Below are 21,806 nucleotides of genomic sequence, written 5' to 3' on the forward strand. Positions count from 1 at the left end.
AAAGCGTAAATACCATGTATAATACGTTTAAAGTAAAACATCCAGAAGGGGTATTGCAAAGTACTATATGAAAAGTGAACAAATCGTTCATCCTTTTGTAAAAAAATAGAGTCAAGTAATTTAATAAAAAGGATGTGTTTTCGAGTTTTATTCGTAACTTTGTACCAGACATCAAAGCATTCTATGGACAAGAAAGAAAGATTTGATAGAATTGAGTTTGTGGTGGCATGTGTCGGGGCATTTGCTCAACGGTTTAAGCTCTCCAACCCACAAGCCTACGCTTATCTGCGCCGTTTTACCGGCATAGATTTTCTTCTTGATTGCTATGCCGCCGAACACACCCTATCCATTGACGATGCGGTCTCTGACCTCCAAGAACTCTGTAGCCGGAAAGGGGGACGGATATGATTAGACTCTATCATGGCTCAAACATGGCCATTGAACAAATTGACCTCTCCCGAAGTAAACGAGGCAAGGATTTCGGGCAAGGCTTCTATCTCAACGCCAATCCCGACCAAGCTATGGAAATGGCTATACGCACCGCACGCTTTATGAACGAAGGACAGCCCACATTGTCGTGTTTTGATTTTGATGAGACTAAGGCTGACAAAGCGGGGCTTCACACCAAAGTGTTTACAGACTATTCAGAAGAATGGACTGAATTTGTGGTGATGAACCGCAAGAATGCCTCAGATATACCAGCACATTCATACGACATTGTAATCGGCCCGATTGCTGACGATACAGTTGGCGTTCAGATACGACGTTACATGATGGGCTATCTTTCAGCAGCCGCACTTGTTGAGGAACTGAAATTTAAGGGAAATCATGCTGTTCAATACTTTTTTGGCACTCACCGCACCATAGAAATTCTAAACACATCGAGCTATGACACAAGATATACAATTTCAGATAGAATGCCTTGCCGCAGAACTGACCGAAATGCTTATGTCTGAATATGGTTGGGACATTCGTCGCGCCCTTGACGAATTGTATTCCTCTACCACATTTGCCAAACTCAACGAGCCAGAGTACGGCTTATATTATCAAGGTGCCGTCTATATATTCCAATTCCTCAAATCAGAAATTGAAACCGGCAAAATCGCATGAATTTATTAATATTTTCAAAGTCGTCAAAAATCACTTCTTCCCATATTCCACATCACCTTCGGCTACCATGCCAGAGGCTTCTTCATGCCCGCCCATATCATAAAGCCTTGGCGTTTTCAGTTCGAACCGCTCCAAGAATGTGTGGTTGATATGGTACTCTATTTCCAACAACGTCTGCTTCCTCACTGCCGGTTTCAACTGGCACTCCCAAACCGTCATTACTCGCCAACCCATCTGTTTCAACGCTTCCTTGTCACGAGCGTCACGCTGCTTGTTGCGCTCTATCTTCTTCCTCCAAAAGTCGATATTGGAATGCGGCAGATGCCCGTCCACCTCGTGCCCGTGCCAAAAGCACCCGTGTATGAAAATCACAATGCCATACTTGCGCAGCACGATATCCGGCGTGCCGGGCAAGCCCTTCACGTTCTTACGGTAACGGTAACCGCGCGAGAAGAGGTAACGGCGGACAATCCACTCGGGTTTCGTATCCCGGCTCCGTATCCTCGCCATGACGGCAGAACGCTTTTTCTTGCTCCAAATATCCATGCTGTTTGACTTTATCACAAAATCTCCCCGCATCCACCATGACAGATGAATACGAGGAGAATAGAAATAAATCCAAAATAAATTACCACAACTCCAACGCCACAATACTCATCGGTGGCATCTTCACAGTCAACTTTCCGTTTTTCAGTTTCGCCCCCTTGAAGTCCGCAGGCTTCACCACGTCGGGCTGCTCAAAGGTGTTCTTGTCCGTGATGGCCTTACAGGTCAATATGCGTCCTGCAACGGATTTCATGCCTAAGTCGGACAAATCGACAGTGACTTCGTTGGAGTTCTCCAAATCCACGTTGGACAGCGAAATATGCACCGCACCGTCCTGCGCCTTGGAAGCCGTGGCACCGAGCATCGGCAGCGTGCGCTGCTCGCCGTCCTGCCCCATGCGTGCACGCACTTGCTTGTTCTCGCACTGCACCTCTACCGGCAAGTAAGTAGCGTCCTGATGCACGTTGTACATCTGGAATACATAATAGGAAGGCGTCAGCACCATCTTGTCGTCCTTTGTCAGAATCATGCTTTGCAACACATTGGCTATCTGCGCGATATTGGCCATCTTGATACGGTCGGTGTACTTGTGAAACACGTTCAGCGAAAGGGCAGCCACGAAAGCATCACGCATCGTATTCTGTTGGTACAAATGCCCACGGACGGTTCCGGGTTCTTCATCCCACCATGTCCCCCACTCGTCCACCATCAGAGCCACGCGCTTTTTAGGGTCATACTTGTCCATGACGGCCGAATGTTCCTTGATGCAGTTCTCAATGTCAAGGCACTTGCCCATCGTCCAATAATAATCTTCCGGAGTGAAGTCCGTAGCCGAACCTTTACTACCCGACCATCCGGCCACGGTATAATAATGGAGCGAAAGGCCGTCCATCTGGTTACGCGCCTGCTTCATCATCGTTTCCGTCCAATGCAAATCATATTCCCCCGACCCGCTAGCTATCTTGAACAAACGGTTTCCGTTATAGTTACGACAATAAGTCTGGTAGCGGCGATACAGGTCGGCATAATATTCCGGACGCATGTTACCGCCGCATCCCCAACTTTCATTGCCCACACCGATGTATTTCACACGCCACGGCTTCTCGCGACCGTTCTGCTTGCGCAACTTGGCCATCGGGCCGTCCTCGGCCGTCATGTATTCCACCCACTGCGCCGTCTCCTGCACCGTGCCGCTCCCCACATTCATGGACACATACGGCTCGCACTCCAACAGCTCGCACAAGTTCAGGAATTCATGCGTACCGAAACTGTTGTCCTCCACGGTGCCACCCCAGTTGTTGTTCACCATACGCGGACGATTCTCTTTGGGGCCGATACCGTCCATCCAATGATATTCATCGGCAAAACAACCTCCCGGCCAACGCAACACGGGTATCTTCAGGTCCTTCAAGGCCTGAAGCACATCGTTCCGGTAACCGCCCGTATTGGGAATAGTTGAATTCTCGCCCACCCATAATCCACCGTAAATACACGTTCCGAGGTGTTCGGCAAACTGACCGTAGATTTCTTTGGGAATGGATTGTTTGGCCTGATCGGGAAACAATCGGACTTGTGAATCTTTCTGCGCCGCAAGCGGCAAAACGGCCATCAGGGCCGCACTCATCATTAGCTTTCTTACCTTCATGATATTAAAATGAGATTAAATCGTTGCAAATATACATATCTTTTTTGAAAACCCTTCCTTTTTTGGTTAACTTTGCACGATTAAGAAACAGAATTTCATCATGGAAAAGAAAGAAGCATTCAAAAAATGGGGAATTCCAGCTGCCGGCATCATCGTGGTCTTGTTGGGACTATGGACTCACCTGACATTCTTCCATGCCACATTCGGCATCGAAAACACTGTATACCTTTATATAGATACAGACGATACACCGGATTCCGTACGGGTCAAAATCAAAAACACAGCCCGTCCGGGCATCTCTTCCGGTTTCCCCGTGCTATCCGCACTAAGCGGCTACACCGTGAAAAGCGGATGCTACGCCGTGGAACCGGAAGATAACATGTTCAGCGTATTCCGCCGACTGAAACAGGGACGCCAGACACCCGTCCGGTTGACTATTCCCAACGTACGGACGATGGAGCGTCTGGCCGGCGCATTAGGAAAAAAACTCATGATGGACTCTGCCGTCGTGGCGCAACACTTTGCAGACTCCGCCTTCTGCCGTCAGTACGGTTATGGCACCGCGACGATTGCTTGTCTGTTCATCCCCAACACGTATGAAGTATATTGGAATACAAGTCTGGAGGATTTCATGAAACGCATGCAGAAAGAAAACACCACATTCTGGAACGAAGAAAGGCTTCGCCGGGCGGAAGCAGCCGGATTGACACCGAACGAGGTCGTCACCCTGGCCTCCATTGTGGACGAAGAAACGGCCAACAATGCCGAAAAACCCATGGTAGCCGGCATGTATATCAACCGACTGCGTACCGGCATGCCCCTGCAAGCCGACCCGACGGTCAAGTTTGCCCTGCGCGATTTCTCCCTCCGAAGAATTTACCATAACCACCTGAACGTAGAAAGCCCCTACAACACTTACCGGAACATCGGCTTGCCTCCCGGCCCCATCCGTATCCCTTCCATCGTCGGTATCGATGCCGTATTGAACCATGTCAAGCACGACTACCTGTATATGTGCGCCAAAGAGGACTTTTCCGGTACACACAACTTTGCACGCACCTACCGCGAACATCTGGCTAACGCTGCCAAATACTCGAAAGCCCTCAACCAAAGAGGTATCAAATAACAAAACAAAATCCGAAACATAAACAAAGGGAACCGGGCATCACTGCCCAGTTCCCTTTAATTATTAACTTAAATAATATATGAAAAAACCTATTAAAAGAATCCATTCTAACCGTACATCCGCTGTAAACTGCAACCGACAGCCCTTTCGGCCTTACGCAACTGATATTCCACCACGCGTTTAGTGATATTCCTGGCCTCTGCCACTTCGAGGTAAGTCTGCCCTTCCATGTGGACATCCAGAAACACCTCCTGCTGCAAAGCCGGCATGTTGGATAATGTCTCACCGATGATACGAAATAGTTCCTTATGGCACAACGCCTCGAACTCACTATCCGAAAAACGGTCTGCCGTCTGCTTCAACTTGTTTTCTATTTGTTTGAAGCGCGACCTGCGGCGAAGATAATCCATACACTTGTTATGAATCATAGAGAAAAACAGACCGACTATATTCCTTTCGCGGTTCAGCTTTCCCTTTTGTTCCAAGAAACGCAGCAAAACGTCGCTTACGATGTCACGTGCGTCTTCATTATTAAAGACATACATCGAAGCATATCGCAGAGCCTGCCGATAGTGGCACTCATAAAAATCTGCAAAGTCAAATCTTTCTTCCATGTTCTCACGGTTTTTCATTAGGACTTCGCAAATGTAACGGGTGTGTGCAAAACACTACTGCATAAAGCGTCGCAAAACACTGTGCCAAGCGTTGCAAAACACCAGTTACAACATATCATGCATATAAAAACAACATTTTATACATAAACCCGATATTCCCGAAACACAAATCTGGCCAAAACCGTTTTTCTTTTCTTCCATTTTATTATCTTTGCTTCCTGTTTCCAACCTAATGTCAAAAGATGAAAAACTTCTGGTTCCTTATCATAACCACCTCTCTGCTGTCCCTGCCATACCGGTCATCTTCCTCAACGGAAAGATTCAGGCTGTTGGATACCGGAAACGGACTTTTCAATAATCAGGTACGCTTCCTTACACAAATGGAAGACGGCAAGATATTGGTCTGCACCGAGGGCATGTTCAATGTGTACAACGGCAACAGTTTCGAGCCGCTCGTCTGCGACTTGACCTACACTGTCCCCTTGGGAATGCACAATATATGCACAAGCTATGACGGTGGCAACGGGCTGCTGTGGGCCAAAGACTTTTACCGTCTCTATCTCATCAATACCCGTACCGGACGTTTCTGCCACGATATCAAAGAACGCTTCGAGGCAGCCCGTCTGACCGAAGTTTTCAATGACTTCATTCTTGACCACGACCGGAACGCTTGGATAATCACCGAAAGCGGAAAACTCTATCGGTATGACTGGAAAAACCCGGCCGAACAGGTTTACGAACCACGAGCCGAAGAAAAATCCCGAGGCATTCGTGTCAAAGAAGTCATGCAGGCAGGCCCCTTTCACCTGATATTCCTGAACACCGGCAGGATGCTAGTTTGGGAAGAGAAAAGCAGACGCATCGTGGGCGAAGATTCAACCGTGGCCACTCCCTCTCCCTCCGAATACTTCCGTACGGCCTGGCTGCAAGCCGACAAGGAGCACCTGCTTATCTCCGTCAGCCATACGGAAGGATACTTGTACCTCTATAATATATATACGCGCGAGTGGAAAGAAATACTTAAAGGCAGAGCTATTAATGATATTAAAAAATGCAAAGACGGCTGTTTTTGGTTAGGTGGCAACCAAACGCTCATCAAACTTTCCCCGCGTTTTGAACTGCTACAAGAAACCCATCGCCTGGAACTGACCGGAAACGAAACCGTAACGGACTTCATCATGTCAGTCCTCGTCGACGACCGGCAAGGACTATGGTTAGGATTGAGCAGTTCCGGAATCTTGCGGGCCGTCCCTCCCGGAAAATATATGGAATACTATATCAACGAGGAGGTGGCGCACGAGGAAGGACGGATGATTCGCAGCCTGTGTCCGTACGACGGCCGGTACTTGCTAGTCGGCACGATGGGAGGCATCTACCTGTTCGACACGGCCCGCAAAAACTACCAGGCATTCCACTCCGGATTCGGACACCTCTTTTGTACAGATATCAAAAGAGACCGGGACGGTGCATTCTGGTGCAGCACCCGGCAAGGACTATACAAAATACAGGGCAATAGGGTTGAGCGGGCAGACCAGACGCTGCTTCCGGGAATCCCGTCCGAAACGGTCCGTTTCAGTCTTCCCCTTTCCGATGGCTGCATTTTGGTTTGTATGGATTTGAAAGACCTGTATCTCTGTCAGCCGAAAAAAGGACAAGCCCTGCGCCTCAATGAAGATTTTCCGGAACTGAACCGCAGCCGTGCCATGAGCTTTGCCATAGAAATAAAACCCGGCCAACTCATCATCGGCGGACAAAACGGACTCTTCGGATATGAGATTGCCCGAAGGAAACTGCAACGCCTGGCTTGGATAGTCCCTTGGGAAAGATACAGCACGAAATACAACTGCGCATACGCCGAAGGAAGATCCGTCTGGATAGGTACGCAGAACGGATTGATATGCCATGACTTCCGCACGAAGGAAACCCTGCGGCTCAGCACGGAAAACGGCCTGCCGAACAACTGCATACAAGGCATTGCCGCCGATGCCAAGGGAGACCTGTGGGTTTCGACTTCAAACGGAATCGGGAGAATAAACCGGAATGCAGACGGCACCTTTTCCATCGCACGGTTAGACGGAAAAGACGGCGTGCAATATGGGGAAATGATGGAACAGTCCATCACCGCCATGCCGGACGGTCATGTATATGTGGGTGGACTGAACGGCATCACCGACATTCCCCCTCAGGCCACGGACTACGGACACGAAAGTCTGAGACCGACACTCGTCAGCCTGCGCGTCATGAACCACCCCATCAACAACGAAGGAACGTTCCACAACCGCCAACTGCTTCCGGAAGGGCTGTCCTACACCCGCCACCTGCACCTGAAGTACAACGAGAACTTCATCGAGATGAAATTCTCTGCCCTAAATTACGACGCGCCCCAACATACACATTACCGTTACCGGTTGGAAGGAGTGGACAAAACATGGAACCTGAGTTCGGAACCGACAGGCGTCTGCACGGCCATCTACACCTCCCTCACGCCCGGAACGTATACGCTCCAGGTACAAGCCGCCATGGGAAGCACGTCGTGGGGAACAACCGCCGAATGGCAAATCACAGTAGAGCCACCTTTGTGGAAGACTTGGTGGGCTTACGCCATTTACCTTATCGCCGCATTGACACTCCTCTACTACATCATCGAACTGTACATCGCCGACAAGCGTTCGCGCATGATGGCAGAACAAGAAAACCTGAAACGGCAGAAGGAACAGCATCTCGACGAACTTAAATTCCGCTTCTTCACCAACATTAGCCACGAACTTCGCACTCCGCTCACACTCATCATTACTCCGCTCGAGCTGCTCATCCGCAAAGCCGGTGATTCTTCCCTCAAAAACGACTTGGAAAAGATACTCGGCAACGCACGTGACTTGCTCCGGCTTGTCAACCAATTGCTCGATTTCCGCCGCCTGGAACAGAAAGGCGAACAACTAAAACTGTTGACCGTGCAAATCAAACCGTTCATCGAAGACAACGTGAACCATTTCTGCCAACTCGCTTACGAACGGCACATCGGATTGTCCTGCGAGTGTGCTTTCGGGCAGGAAGACCTGTTCCGTCTGGATGCCGAAAAGATGACACGCGTGCTGAACAACCTGCTTTCCAACGCCATGAAGTTCACCCCCGAAGGCGGTTTCATCACCGTACAAGCGGGTTGGCAGGAAAGTTCCCCGGCAGGCGAAGGCCCCAACGGCATCTGCATCACCGTCAGCGACACCGGCATAGGCATCCCGGCGGAAGACTTGAAAAACATCTTCGTGCGTTTCTACCAAAGCGAAGGCACACAAAGCCATCCCATGAATACCGGCAGCGGTATCGGACTGCACCTGGTCAAAGGTTATATGGACTTGCACAAAGGAGAAATCACGGTGGAAAGCACACCGGGAAAAGGCACGCGCTTCACGCTGCTGCTGCCTGCCCAACCACCGCAAACTTCCTCCTCCGATTCCCAAGTCGCCATCAAAAGCAAGCTTCCCGACACAGAGAAAGCATCCGAATCCCCTGTGCCCGAAGGAAACAAAGTCACCGTCTTGGTGGCCGAAGACAACGAGCAATTCCGCACGTTCATGAAAGACCTTCTCCGACAAGAATTCACCGTGCTCACCGCCGCCGACGGGCAGGAAGGACTGGCCATGGCACGGGAATATGGCCCCGATCTCATCATCAGCGACGTGATGATGCCGCACATGGACGGCTACGCTTTCTGCCGTGCGGTCAAGGACGATGTGCAATGCTGCCACATCCCGCTCATCCTGCTCACGGCTAAAAACTCTTCCGAAAGCCGGAGCGGGGCATACGAAGCCGGTGCCGACTCGTTTATCGCCAAACCATTCGACATCGACGTGTTACACAGCCGCATTCGCCAACTTCTTGAACAACGCGAGCGACGGTTGGCTTCGTTCCGTAAAGGCACGCACATCAACCCCAAGGAAATCACGATTACCAACTTGGACGAGAAACTGATACAAAAAGCTTTGGAATGTATCGAAAAGAACATGGACAACACCGGATACAACGTGGAAGCCCTCAGTGCCGACATGGGAATAGAACGCTCCTCGCTCTACCGGAAGATGCAAGCCATAGTGGGGCAGACACCCACGGATTTCATGCGTTCCATCCGGTTGAAACGCGCCGCCCAGTTGTTGGAAAGCGGCCAATACTCCGTACAGGAAATTTCATGGATGGTAGGTTTCAACACCCCGCGCTACTTCTCCTCCTACTTCAAAGAGATGTTCGGCATGACGCCGTCCGCGTATGCCGTGCGACACCGGAAGCAGCCTTCTTCAAAGGCATAAAAATAGGCATGACGAATATCAGGGCCAAGATGGAAAACAGCAGGCCGCCCGACGTTCCGATGGCGAAAGAGAACCAGAAAGCTTCCTCCTGCCCGTCTATCAAGAACGGCACCAACCCCAGAACGGTGGAAAGCGTGGTCAGGAACACCGGAATAATCTTGTGGTTGTAAGCCTTGACATACAAATTCACACGGGGCAACGCCTGCGCCTTGCAGGCCGCCACTTGGTTGTTATACTCGTTGATGATGTAAATACCCGCATTCACCACCAGTCCGCTCAGCAGGACCAACGAGGCAAAACCGCCCGTCCCGAACTTCACTCCGGAAAAGTAGAATGTCAGGAACGTGCCAATGAAGGACACCGGAATCAAAGTGATGATGACGAAAGGCAACCGGAACGACTCGAAAAGGATGGAACACATGAAGTAGATAATCAGCACGATGACCAATATCAGCCAATACTGCGTGCCTTCGTCCTGGTACCAGTTCGGCGTGTTGTTCAGGCAACGGTACCCCACCGGAAAACGGTCGTTGAACTCATCCGTCACTTCCTCTATGTATTTGGCCGTGTAGTTGTACGAACCCAACACGTTGAAAGCCACACGCAACACATACTCCTGGTTCTTTTTGGGAATGCAGTTCTTGGCCTCCCGCAGGTTCATGTCCATGAAAGGCGGAAGCCACACGTCTCCTTCGGACGTCTTGACATGGGTATGTTCCAAATCCCACACATTGAAACGGTCGGATTGCAACGAACGCAGGTAGATGTCGGTCCGGATAAACTCGTCCTCGTAACGCCCCACGTCCACTCCCGAAAGCAACTCGCGCAACGTGCCGTGCATGGCCGCCGCCGTCTGTCCGTACAAGGCAAAGTTTTGCGGTGTATAGACCATGTACAGTTCATCTTCCTGCCGTTCATGCCCCGGCGTCTCGATGATGATGTCCATCACGCGGTGGTTCTGTTTCAAACGGGCACAAATGTCCTCCGCATACCGGTACAAGGCATTATAATTGTATCCTGCAATCTCAATCCGGTTCGACCGGTACTGCAGGTTCAGCGAATTGCTGAACCCCCGCTCGCTCACGCCGTAAGTGCTCCAGTCTGCCCCTCCGATGGAAATGACCTTGCCGATGACCTTGCTCTCCAAGACATAAGGGAAAGACGTGTCGCGGTATTCATCCTTGAATTCCACGGTCAGGTTGGCCCCCCACCATTCCACGCGGCTCTCGAACCGTTTGATTTCCTTGAACCCGACCAAGAAATTTTCCAGAATCTGCACCTTCTCGTTCAATTCGTGCACGCTTCCGCCCAAAGGCATTTGGGCACGGATGTGGAGCTTCATCTCCTCTTCCTCCTTGGCATACGTGTTCTCGTCCAACGACTGCGCAAAGAGACGCATGGTCCCTCCGAACACCTTGGAGAGCGGTTCTTTCAGCTCGGTCTGGAAAAAACGGGTGCCGAACGTGGCATTATACGCCTTCTCATACCAAGGTGATTCTTCTTCCTCCTCGTTTTGGTAATATACCTTCTCCTTGTCCCACCGGTCCGGAAGGGCATGGAACGGTATACCGAAAGCCAGTACCAACAGGATATAATATATCCACTTGCGTTTCTGCGTGAAAGCGATGTACTTGCGGTAAAACCGCGTCCAAGCCATCACTCGTTTGGAACGCCCCACCCGTTTTATCGGCATGCGGCTGCTGTAATGGAACTGTTTGACCAAAGCCGGCACGAAGAACAGGGCCACGACAAGCGCCACCGTCAGGTTGATGATGATAATCCAAGAGAAATCGTACAAATCGCGTTGGATATACTCCGGCATGAAGAACACCACCACCAACGACCCTATCGTGGTGAGCAAGGCGGCCAGTATGGCCAGGAACGCCTTCCGGTTGTGGTAGTAACTGTAATGGTCCACCATCACGATGGCCGCGTCGATAATCAGTCCCAACGACACCGTGATGCCGGCCAACGAGAAAGTGTGCAGGCGCATGTCGAACACATAATAAGCCATGACGGCTATCAGGATATTGGCAGCCAACGTGATGGCGATAATCGACAGATACTTCCAGTTGCGGCGTACCAACCAGACGAATACCAACAGGATAGCCAAAGACATCAATGTGCGCGTAATCAGCTTTTCCAATTCCGACTGCTTATCCTTTGCCGCATCATGCGTCAGCGTCAGATACATGCCGTCACGCAACCGGGGTTTCAATTCCTCTATTTTCGCACGCAACTGGCGCGACAACTCTATCTCGTTGGCATCGGCATCCACAAAAATGTTCATGTAGACGGTGTTCAGCCCGTTTACACGGTAATAACTGCCAGGCAAGCGGTCACGGTATTCAAAGGTGGCCAAGTCGTTCAGATAGATAATCTTCCCGTTCACCGTCTTCAGGGGCATCTCGCCTATCTGACGGGAAAACCTCAAGGTCTTCAAGTAAAGCGTGACACGGCTTTGCTCCCCGTCTTCATCCCTGTACATCACATCGCCCACGATATCCGACTTCCCGATAAAACTTTTGATACCGTCCTCCACATCAGCCACCGTAAGGCCGTAATTGGCCACTATGAGCGGGTCGTAAGTGATTTCCATATATTTGGAAGTGCCTCCGGTCACGTCCACCCACACCACTTCTTCCCAGGCTCTCACCACCGGCTCCACGTTTTCCTTCACATATTCCTTGATTTGCTCACCGGTCAGGTTGGAGTTCACCTGATAAGTCAGCAAATGGCTCGCCGTGTTTTCTTTCGGGGCACCTTCGTCATTTACCACTTCCCCGCCCGTCAGTTCCGGATAAGAAACCTCTTCGGGCAATTTCTTCCGCACCTGCTTCAAGAGCGACGAAATCTCGAACTTCACGGCGGACACATCGGCTTCTTTCTTCAGCACGACCGTAACCCGTCCCGAACCGAAATAAGACTCCGACGAGACTTCGGCCACGCCCTTCACCGCCGAGACCAGTCCTTCTATCTTCGACGTCACCTCCTGCTCCACCACCTTGGGCGAAGCATTCCTCCATCCATAGCTTATCGTCAGCGTCTTGCCCTGACGCGGCTTGGGGGAAGAACCTACGTCTACCAAAGGAATCAGGGCTGCCCCGATAATCATCAGGATAACCATCGTGAGCAACAGGCTGAACGACGATACGCGATCCAATATGTGAGTTTTCTCTTGCATAAGCCTTATCCCCTTTTCCTATATATAAGGTAATACACCAACGGTATGAAGAACAGGCTGACCAACGTACCGGCCACCATGCCGACAATCAGGGTCAACGACAACGGGTATTGCAAGGCGGAACCCATATCGCCCCGGCTCAGGAAAGGAAGGATGGCCAGAATGGTCGTGAGCGAAGTCATGACAATGGGTCGCAAGCGGCTGTGCCCGCCGCGCCAGATAGCCGTAACGAGGGGCATCCCCTCCCGCCTCAACCGGTTCATCGTATCCACTTTCAGGATAGAGTCGTTGATAATGATACCGCTCATCACCACGATACCAATCATGGACATGATATTCAGCGACTCGCCCAACAGCCACAGGACGAGGAACACCCAGAATACATCAATCACGATTTCCGACAGGATGACCAACGGTTGCACGATGCTTTCGAACTGCGCGGCCAAGATGAAATACAGCAATGCCACAGCCACGCTCAACACCAGCACCAGTTCGCCTATCATCTCCCGGCTAGAATAATAATTGCCCGTAAACGATGCCGAATAGCGCGAGTCGGCCTTCACGAACCGTTCCGTGAAATCCACGATGCTCTCCACCGTACGGTCGTTCGCCGCAATCTTCACGGGATAATAATCCCCACCGTTTCCGGAATACAGCCGTTTGAAGTCCTCGCCCTGCGTTTCCCGTATCAGGTAGCTCAAAGGTATGTCCACTCCCTCGTCGTTGCGCACGGTGTACTGCAACAACCTACGGCTGTCCATACCGCGTTCACCGATAATGACGGGCAACGAACGGGCGCCCTCATTGATGGCATACACCTCATTTTGGCTCACCAACATCCGCAACCGGGCCTGCAAGCCGGCATACGACACATGGTACACCGCCATCTGCTCCGTGTCAGCCACGTATTGTATATTGCGTTCGGAAACGACCGGCTGTACCGCGACCTCGGGGAAACGGCGCGACAAAGTGTCCAGAAAAGCCCGGGCCTCGTGCACATCCGGACGGCCTCCACCCTGACGCTGCAAACGTATCTCCAAGTCCGCATCGTCATTGGAGAATATCAAATCGAAAATATTGCCGGATACGCCGAACTCCACCGTGCCATGCGGATAGCGTTCCGCCATGTAGTTCCTCATCTTCTCCTGCGCCTGCCGCAAGGTTTCCCCATCCTCAGCCTGAAAGTAGACCACGGCTTCGGACGTGGTAAGGTCTTCGGTATGGGACAGCACGAAATCCTGCACGCCGACCATCGCCGTAGAGGTCTGCACCAATCCGTCCACCTGCTTCAACACATCCCCCACACGGACATCGTTCTCCTCCACCGAGATACCCGCGTTCCAGTCTATTTTCATCAACGCATCGTTATGTTCCATATAAGGAAGACGTTCTTTCTCCAACCCTTTATAGATAAAGAAAATGGCCGGGATTGCCAGGCAAAAAGCCGTCACGCTCTTCACCGGATTCCGCAAGACCCACTTGACACCACATTCGTAAGGAGTATAAAAATTAAAATGAAACTTACGGTCGAGCACCTCTCCTTCCGGACATGTTTTTCTTTTCCGGTACAACACCATGAAATACACCGGAATGACCAACACCGCCACGAAAAGCGAAGCGAACAAGGCTATCGTAACCCCCATCGCCTGGTCGTAAAACAAGGCACCGGCAATGCCGCTCAGAAAAATCAACGGGACAAACACCGAGCAGGTGGTCAGCACCGAACTCAACATCGGGGTGAACACCTCGTTCGTCCCTTTCACGAGGGCATCCGCAAGCGGCATCCCCTGCCGCCAACGCTGCATCACGTTGTCAATGACAATGATGGAGTTGTCCACAATCATTCCCACACCGAGAATCAGCCCCGACAGGGAAATGATGTTCAAGGAGATGCCCAACAAATGGAAGCTGAGCAGCGTCACAATCAGCGTCAAGGGGATGGTGATGATAATCAGCAGCGGCAACCGCCAGTCTTTCATGAAAAGGAAAAGCACCAGACAGGCCAACACCGCCCCTACGTACAGGTTCTGTCCCAAATTGTCTATGGAATACGTCAGCAGCCGGGTTTGGTCACGCGTAAGGTCGAAACTGATATCCGGATATTCCTTTCTCAGGTCTTCCACCAACCCCTCGATGCTCTTCTGCAAATCTTCCATCTGCGCGTCGTTCTGTTTGATGACGGCCATCGTCACGGCATTCTTCCCGTCGTGGCGCACCAGTCCTACCCGCGATGCCAGCTTTTCTTCCACACGGCACAAATCTTTCAACTGCACCAGGCGGCCTTCGTGGTTGATATACACATTCTCTATGTCCTCCCGGTTCAGCAACTGCGAATCGAAATGGATGTTGTAACGGTACAACCCGTCCACGACGGAAAGCGCCCCGAGCGTGATATTGTTCGACTGGATGGCCTTGGACAAGGTTTCCATATCCAATCCCATCGACAAAAGTTTCGCTTCGTCCGGAATACAAATGATTTCCGCTCCCGTCGTACCGGATATATCCACCATGGCCGTCTGCGGCAACTGTTCGATGCGCTTGCTCACGATGTTCCGTGCAAATTCGCCCAGTTGGGTAAACTTCATACCGGCCTTCGGCAAACTGCCGTCTTTTCCTACCCCCTCGTTTTTCAACGACAAGTCCAGATAAAAGGCCGGGATGTCCATGGCACTGGCCTTGACCACCTTGGGACGTTCCAACTCCTTCGGCATACGGTTCATTGCCCGGTCTATCTTCTCGTTCACCTCGATGAATATCAAGTCGATATTGCTTCCCGGTTCGAACTCCATGAAGATGGAACCCGCGTCCATCCTCGATTCACTGTGGATGTCCTTCAGTCCGGCCACCTGCATCAACTGGCTGCGCAACGGAGCCACCACTTCGGCATCCACCTCGTGCACCGACGCTCCGGGATAAGACACCTGCACCGTAATCTGCGGAATGTCGATGTCCGGCATCAGCGACACCGGTATATATTTGAAAGAGATACACCCGATAGCGATCAATGCGATCAGGCACATCGTCACGGCAATGGGCCGGTGAATCAAATTGCGTACAATCATGGCGGCTTCCTTTCCTTAGTCCATCTTCTTTTCTTTCCTCTCGCGCGGGATGACCTCCGTCCCGTCGGCCAGGTTCAGGTTGCCCGACGTGATTACCACATCGCCGTCCTCTATCTTCGTCTCCTTCCGCGCATTGCCTGTCACGGCATATTGGCTAATATTGGAATACACCACATCCACGTAAGTCCACACGGCGTGTCCTTCCTCCAAGCGGAAGAGCACATGGAAACCGTCACGCATCACCACCGCATCCTTGGGTACGACAAACATGTCCGGCACTTCCTTCTCGATGACGACCTTCACGTTCATCCCCTCCATCAACACATTGCCCCGGTTCCTGATTCTTGCGCGTATCTTCACCTGCCCCTTCTCGTCGATGGACGGATTTACCTCCGTCACCTTCCCCGTGAACTCCTCGTTTTCGTCCACGAAAGGAGACACGACGACCTTCTGCCCGATGCTCACCGACTGCAATTCGGCCTCCAAGATGCAGAACTCCACGTCGAACCAAGTGTCGTCTATCAACGTGCAGAACTTCTCCTTCGGCTGTTGGTAAAGTTTGCAGTCCATGTCGGCCACGCGCCCTGCGAAAGGAGCATAGAGGTTGCACCGCTCCAGATTGAGCCGGGCCGTCTGCAAGGCATATTCCGCCGACGTATAGCCCGAAGTCACTTTGGCCCTCTTGAGAATCGCTTCCGGCACCCCGGCCATCGTCTCGTCATATCCCTGTCCGATAAGTTTGTCCACCAGTTCCACTTCCGCCTTCTCCATCTCCTGTTCGGCCTTGGCCAGTTCCCGCCGGGCTTCACGGTCGTCCACCGAAGCCAGCAACGCGCCCTTCTTCACCAAAGAGCCGTTCTTCACATGGATGGCATGCAACAGCCCGGTAGCCGGCATGGCCAGTTCGCTTTTGGCCGCCGCCCTCAACTTGCCGTTGCATTTGATTTGCTTGTTGAATACCACCTTGTGCAACATCATCGTATCCACATAATTCTCGTTCAGTTTCTGCACCGCGCCCTCCATGGCCTGTTCCTTTTCTTCGTCTTGTCCGTCCGTTTCCTTGCAGCCGCACACGACTCCCCAGACGGCCCACACCACGAGGCTTATTCCCGTAATCCGTTTCATATCTGTCTGTCGTTAATTTACCAAATCATTAAAATTCACCCCGATGTTCTCCTTGCGGATAAAATCGTACAGCGTCAACTTCTGTATGCCGTAATAGTCCGTCCAGAACTGTTGCAATTGGCTGATGTACTGGTGCTGTGCGCTTTCAAACTCCTCTTGCGCCGTGTTCAGCTCCGTCACCGTCACCGACCCGTTCTCGAACCGCTTCTTCATGATGTCGTAACGTTCGGCGGCAATGTCCTGCGCACGGAGTGAAGTCTTGCACTGTTCGGCTTGGTTGTTGAACTGCAGCACCTTCGTCCGCACGTCGTGCGCAAATTCTATGTTAGCCTGCTCTATCTGGGTCTTGGTGATTTCCACGTCCGTCTTGGCCATGCGCACCTTTCCCCGGCCCATGCCCCAGTCGTATATCGGGATGGTCATCGTAAGCCCCACCGTCTCGTAGTCTTTCAGGCGACGGTAAGCGGCAGGCAACTCATTCGCCGACTGGCTCAGGCCGAGCCGCCCGCGGAACTCCACCTGCAACCCCCTGTTGGCCTTCGCCTCGGCCAATGCCCGCTGCGACTCCAACAGGTTCAACTGTTGTTCGATCGAATGCGACGATCCCGTCCATGCCTTGTCGAGCACCTGTTCGGCGTTCATCTCGATGTCCGGCATGTAATAAGGCGGCAGCAGTTCTACGTCTTCGTAATCCACAATGCGCAAATAAGAAAACAGGCTGAACAGTTGGGTTCTCAGCGTGAGGCTCGTGCTGTTCACGCTCATCTTGGCGTTCAGCAACGAAAGTTCCATCTGCAGCACCTCGCTTTTTGTGGTCGTCCCCAAGTCCAGCCTCTTCTTGGCAATCTCGAAAAGATGTTTCCGGTCCTCATAGTCCGCCACGCTCTGGCGGTAATTTTCCTGCGCCGAAAGCACCGTAAAGAACAGGTTCGTCACGTTGATAGTGATGTCCTGCATCGTTTCCAGATAAGCCCTCTGCGCATTCTCGTATTGCAGCGGTGCCGTCTTCTTCCGCCACTTCAGGGCATTGTAAGCCCGGATGGGCTGCGTGTAGTTCAGGATAAGGGGCACCGTGTTATACGTCTGCGAATCGTAGTTGAACTGGTCCAACCGCGACAGTGACGACTGCAATGACAACGTACCGCCCAAAAACGGGATGTTCTGGTCCACGGACAAAGTCAGGTCGTTCGAAAGCGAGTTGTTGTCCACGTAAGAGATACGCCCCGTGTCCGGGTCGCGGGCCTCCACGATGGAACGGTCGAAGTTCATCACCCCGCCCGAAAGGTTCAACGAGGGCAGCAGTTCCGCCCGGTAAGAACGGTAGTTCCAATACTGTCCTAAGAAACTGTAGCGGGCCACCTGCGCCGCATACGAATCCCGTTTGGCTATTTCAATGGCTTCCGTCAACGACAGTTTACGCACCTGTTGCGCCCCTACCGGCACGACAGCCACCCACAAGCACCACAAAGCACCACGCAAATATTTTCCCATTCCGCTTTTCATGGTATACCTATTATCTTTTTGTTAACTTCTTCGCTTCGTTTTTCATCTCCCGCACCGCCGGGGAATCCACCTTCGGCCTGAAAGCAATGATTTTCCGGGCTACCTCCTCAGCCTTTTGCATTTGTCCGTCTGCTTCATAAAGCTTCATCAACCGGTAGAGCGGATACATGCGACCCGGCAACATCACGAAAGCTTTCCGGTAAGCCGATTCGGCCTCTGCCATAGCCCCCAAATCCCGGTAGTTGTTCCCCATCAGCGTGTAAAACACGGGGTCGCAACTTACCCTTGTGCCTTGGCGCAGCACCGCATTACTCTCGTTGTAACACCCGGCCTCCCGCAACGCAGTACCAAAGGTAAACAAAAAATCCGGATAAGCTTTCAAATCCTCATACTTTTTACGGTAATCTTCCAAAAATGCCACATCCTGGATGCCACGCACGCGGCGGAACTCCCCGTAAGCCTCCACGCGCCGGGCCGTATCGACCGACAGGTTCCACACGCACCAACCGCCCACGGCCACCACAGGCCATACGACCGTCCTCTTCCACCACCGCACTTCCGCCGTTCCGGCTTCGAGCGACACCGCCCAGGAGACCCACGCCACGGCCAACGACAGAAACGGCCACAAGGCGAAAGGATAAGAAAACAGGGAAGAGACCAACAAGACCAACCAACCGTAGGCTGAGACCTCACCACGCTTGCACAGCACCGCCAAGCTCCACAATCCCAACACCAAGGCCGGTACGGCCCCCAACACGCCCTGTTCCACGCCTACACCCAACACACCGTTGAAGGCATACTCCGGACTACCGGCCACCACCGATAGCGGTGAACCGGGGTGCGCTGCGAAGAAAGCCTCCTGCGCCGCACCGTAGGCCTGCGCATAGCCGCCAAGCCCGTGCCCGCAAAGCCATTCCCCGGCCCAAGCTTGTCCGGCCACCATCGTCATTAGCAGGCGTCCGTCTGCCGACCCTTGTTTCAGGAAGTAAGCCGCCACGCCTGCACACGCGGCCACGCCCATTCCCCCAAGCACCCATCGCCGATGCTTCTTCCACAGCAGGCAGGCCGCAGCCACCGCCACAGCCACCCAGGCCGCACGGCTCCACGTGGCGACCAATACGGGAAAGCAAAAAACCGCCACTGCCGCCACGCTCCAAGCCCCCACCCGGCTCCACCGGCCTCGCCCGGCAAAGGCCTCTCCATGCCTGTACCACCAGGCTACGGACACGGCCCACACCACGGCCACGAATATGGCATACGGGCCGGGATTGAAAAACGTGCCCGTCACGTCGAACAGATGATGCCGGGATGCCTCCCGCCCCACCAACTGCATGAAGCCCGTCCAAAGCTCATAGCCGCCTGCCGCACACAGTCCGACCCACCAAAGCCGGGTAAAAGCCCTTCCGCAGTAAGGGATAACCAACCGCAAGGCTACGTAAGCCACTCCCAAGGCCATGGCCTTGCCATAGACCTCCGCAGCCGGATAGGGCGACACGAACACATAATTCAGCGAAACGCAGACCCACCAAAACAAGGCCACGCCGTCCGCCCAATGCAGGCGCGGCAACCGCCGTCCCAAGCATACGGCCGTCAAGACCAAGACGGCCAAAGCCGCCACCGCCCGATAGCCCCAAACGTCCGACACGGAAGGCATCGCCTCCGTCTGCCACACGACAGGGGCACACAACGCCGCCACGGCTATAGCCGCCACGCCATACCTTATTATATATGTATATTGTTCCTTATTCATTATTCGTCAGGTTTCATATGAAAAGCTTTGTGTTTCGCTCTAAAAACAAGAAACTACCGTTTCGCCTCCAAACTTTGGTCGACCCAATCAAATAGCATCTCCTTCACCTCAGGATTTGTCAACGGACACCCCACTAGGACCACCCGATTTTCCTCGTTCAATAGGAATATATGATACTCTTTACTATTAGAAATATGAGTATTCATCCTTCTAAAAACATTTGTCGTATCTACAAATATAGGATAGCCAAATGCACTATTCCGATAGGCATACTCAAACATCCTTAACTGTTTCTTAATCGGATTAAAAATAAAAACAGTTTTCAACTTCCCATGATAACGCCTTTCTACTTCATCAATAACATCGTACCAATGGTACATATTTTTAATAAGGCAGGAAGAACAAGAAGTTGAATCCACATAAACAACCAACTTCATTGGACACCTCTCAAAAGAATAAAGCACCTCCTTTTCATTGTCTTCCATTGTATACAAATCCATTTCTGACAAATGCAAATGAGTCTCTTGCTCCTGCATCCTTCTGATTTCCCTCTTGATTCTTTCAGCATCATTACACGATGTTCCTACCACACAGGCTAAAAGAAGAAATATAATGTTTATTCCAAACTTTACCACACTCATTTTATTATATCCTTTCTAAGCCGATAAAACATTAAAATTGGATTTATTCCCTCTTCACCCTCATTTCTAACTAATACAGACTTGGCATCGTCCGACAAATGGGATGTTCCCTCTTTTATTTCTTCTTCCGTATGAGAGCCCTTGAAATAAACATCAGTCAAGCCTACAAACAAATTTTGATGGACATCATAAAACTTCGTAAGATCAAAATTAAAACGGATAACATTATCCATGTCATTTATAACTTCTTTTATAAACAAGGATTCATCCTTTTGAATATCATACAAGAACAAACCTTTAACCTCTCTTGAGGTATAAAAGTTCTGAATCAGATAATCATTGGCATGAATAGGATTCCCGTAAGTATACAATATCCCTTTCTCTTGGGCTTCCTGTTCCCCATTCACGTTCCTACTAGGCTCAAAATAAGGTGTGCCGAAATTCAAATAGTATTTCATAAACAATATGGAATCTCTTAACTGATAAATGCTTCTTTGATATATCGGAGCAAAATAAACAGAATTTGCACTATTCTCAAAATAAGGAGTTCTCGCGACAGGAATAGATTTTTCTATCCCCAAAGACGAAAAATATTTCTTCTTCACAACAAAGCTACTGTCTGTAAGTACTATACTATAATTTTCTTCTTTGTCCGTCATGGTAAAAGGAGCAAGCGCAAACAGATACCATCCATTATGCATCTGTTTAAAGCGGATGGCTCTAAAAGGCAATTGACATAAATCAACGAAATGCCCATCATGGGTGTATCTTAAAATAGCGGATTTTGCCCCATCCAACAAATACAAATAGTCTTTATCCACATCAAAATCATACAGACTTATAACCTCACCTTGTCCCCGGCCTTTTTTATAACCGTTACGAAGGAATTTTCCATTACGGTTAAAACAGCGCAAATGTTCATCCAAATCCAATACATATATCAAACTATCCGTAAGCTTGATATTAACAGGGATTGTCAAATAAGAGCCATCCGTAGCTTCTAACTCCAAATAACTCACATCGCAAATTATTTCACTTAGATTTTTTTGGGCAACCATGTGTTCTTTCATATTGATAGTAATTGTACTATCCGTCTTGGCATCAAGTTCCCACTTCTCTATATCTCCAGCGAACCTATCTTTTTTTGAACAAGAAACAAATGCCATCACTAATAAAACAGATAAAATCGTTTTCATAAA

Annotated in this window: 15 protein-coding genes; 5 read left to right on the forward strand and 10 right to left on the reverse strand. The window is 51.1% G+C overall.

What is annotated here, in order from left to right; all coding sequences use genetic code 11:
• Positions 1-183: 183 nt before the first annotated feature.
• From E0E47_RS05475 to E0E47_RS05485, 3 genes are read left to right on the forward strand one after another with little or no spacing between them, the layout of a single operon-like run.
• Positions 184-408 (forward strand): DUF3791 domain-containing protein, encoded by a 225-nt coding sequence (locus E0E47_RS05475; protein WP_130893142.1) that lies wholly within the window; start codon positions 184-186, stop codon positions 406-408.
• Positions 405-956 (forward strand): DUF3990 domain-containing protein, encoded by a 552-nt coding sequence (locus tag E0E47_RS05480; RefSeq protein WP_232038341.1) that lies wholly within the window; start codon positions 405-407, stop codon positions 954-956. Before E0E47_RS05475 ends, E0E47_RS05480 begins: the two co-directional genes overlap by 4 nt.
• On the forward strand, positions 949-1,110 hold the full coding sequence (locus E0E47_RS05485; protein ID WP_232038342.1) for a hypothetical protein: 162 nt from the start codon (positions 949-951) through the stop codon (positions 1,108-1,110). The genes E0E47_RS05480 and E0E47_RS05485 overlap by 8 nt, the downstream gene beginning before the upstream one ends.
• Positions 1,111-1,140: 30 nt before the next feature.
• Here the strand turns inward: E0E47_RS05485 and E0E47_RS05490 are convergent, their stop codons facing one another.
• Both E0E47_RS05490 and E0E47_RS05495 read right to left on the reverse strand, forming a co-directional pair.
• Entirely contained in the window at positions 1,141-1,656 is a 516-nt protein-coding gene (locus E0E47_RS05490) for a very short patch repair endonuclease (RefSeq protein WP_040603163.1), read from the reverse strand.
• An 82-nt stretch (positions 1,657-1,738) separates the two neighbouring features.
• A complete protein-coding gene (locus E0E47_RS05495; protein WP_172604758.1) occupies positions 1,739-3,280 on the reverse strand; it encodes an alpha-N-arabinofuranosidase in 1,542 nt (513 codons plus the stop codon).
• Positions 3,281-3,401: 121 nt separating this feature from the next.
• Here E0E47_RS05495 and mltG point away from each other — a divergent pair, with 121 nt between their 5' ends.
• Positions 3,402-4,427, forward strand: a complete 1,026-nt coding sequence (gene mltG / locus E0E47_RS05500) for an endolytic transglycosylase MltG (RefSeq protein ID WP_130893144.1) — start codon at positions 3,402-3,404, stop codon at positions 4,425-4,427.
• A 107-nt stretch (positions 4,428-4,534) separates the two neighbouring features.
• Here mltG and E0E47_RS05505 read toward each other — a convergent pair whose 3' ends face one another.
• Entirely contained in the window at positions 4,535-5,041 is a 507-nt protein-coding gene (locus E0E47_RS05505) for a sigma-70 family RNA polymerase sigma factor (protein WP_232038343.1), read from the reverse strand.
• Positions 5,042-5,283: 242 nt separating this feature from the next.
• Between E0E47_RS05505 and E0E47_RS05510 the strand changes: the two genes are divergently transcribed.
• Positions 5,284-9,342, forward strand: coding sequence for a hybrid sensor histidine kinase/response regulator transcription factor (locus E0E47_RS05510; RefSeq protein ID WP_130893145.1), 4,059 nt, complete (start codon positions 5,284-5,286; stop codon positions 9,340-9,342).
• On the opposite strand, the gene E0E47_RS05515 is transcribed toward E0E47_RS05510, so the two are convergent.
• Genes E0E47_RS05515 through E0E47_RS05545 form a run of 7 tightly spaced genes read right to left on the reverse strand, consistent with a single transcriptional unit; the run spans position 9,269 to position 21,803 of the window.
• Positions 9,269-12,526 carry an efflux RND transporter permease subunit gene (locus E0E47_RS05515; RefSeq protein WP_130893146.1) on the reverse strand — a complete coding sequence of 1,086 codons (3,258 nt, stop codon included), beginning with the start codon at positions 12,524-12,526 and terminating at the stop codon, positions 9,269-9,271. The two genes, E0E47_RS05510 and E0E47_RS05515, sit on opposite strands and share 74 nt — an antisense overlap.
• A 5-nt stretch (positions 12,527-12,531) precedes the next feature.
• Entirely contained in the window at positions 12,532-15,588 is a 3,057-nt protein-coding gene (locus tag E0E47_RS05520; protein WP_130893147.1) for an efflux RND transporter permease subunit, read from the reverse strand.
• A gap of 15 nt (positions 15,589-15,603) precedes the next feature.
• Positions 15,604-16,713, reverse strand: coding sequence for an efflux RND transporter periplasmic adaptor subunit (locus E0E47_RS05525; protein WP_130893148.1), 1,110 nt, complete (start codon positions 16,711-16,713; stop codon positions 15,604-15,606).
• Positions 16,714-16,725: 12 nt separating this feature from the next.
• Positions 16,726-18,204 (reverse strand): TolC family protein, encoded by a 1,479-nt coding sequence (locus tag E0E47_RS05530; protein WP_232038344.1) that lies wholly within the window; start codon positions 18,202-18,204, stop codon positions 16,726-16,728.
• Positions 18,205-18,226: 22 nt separating this feature from the next.
• A complete protein-coding gene (locus tag E0E47_RS05535) occupies positions 18,227-19,966 on the reverse strand; it encodes an O-antigen ligase family protein (RefSeq protein ID WP_130893150.1) in 1,740 nt (579 codons plus the stop codon).
• Positions 19,967-20,019: 53 nt separating this feature from the next.
• Positions 20,020-20,607 (reverse strand): hypothetical protein, encoded by a 588-nt coding sequence (locus E0E47_RS05540; RefSeq protein WP_130893151.1) that lies wholly within the window; start codon positions 20,605-20,607, stop codon positions 20,020-20,022.
• Positions 20,604-21,803: a BF3164 family lipoprotein gene (locus E0E47_RS05545; RefSeq protein WP_130893152.1), complete on the reverse strand. Its 1,200-nt coding sequence runs from the start codon at positions 21,801-21,803 to the stop codon at positions 20,604-20,606. Before E0E47_RS05545 ends, E0E47_RS05540 begins: the two co-directional genes overlap by 4 nt.
• Positions 21,804-21,806: the final 3 nt, after the last annotated feature.

The organism is Paraprevotella xylaniphila YIT 11841 (genome assembly GCF_900683745.1).
Taxonomy (GTDB): domain Bacteria; phylum Bacteroidota; class Bacteroidia; order Bacteroidales; family Bacteroidaceae; genus Paraprevotella; species Paraprevotella xylaniphila.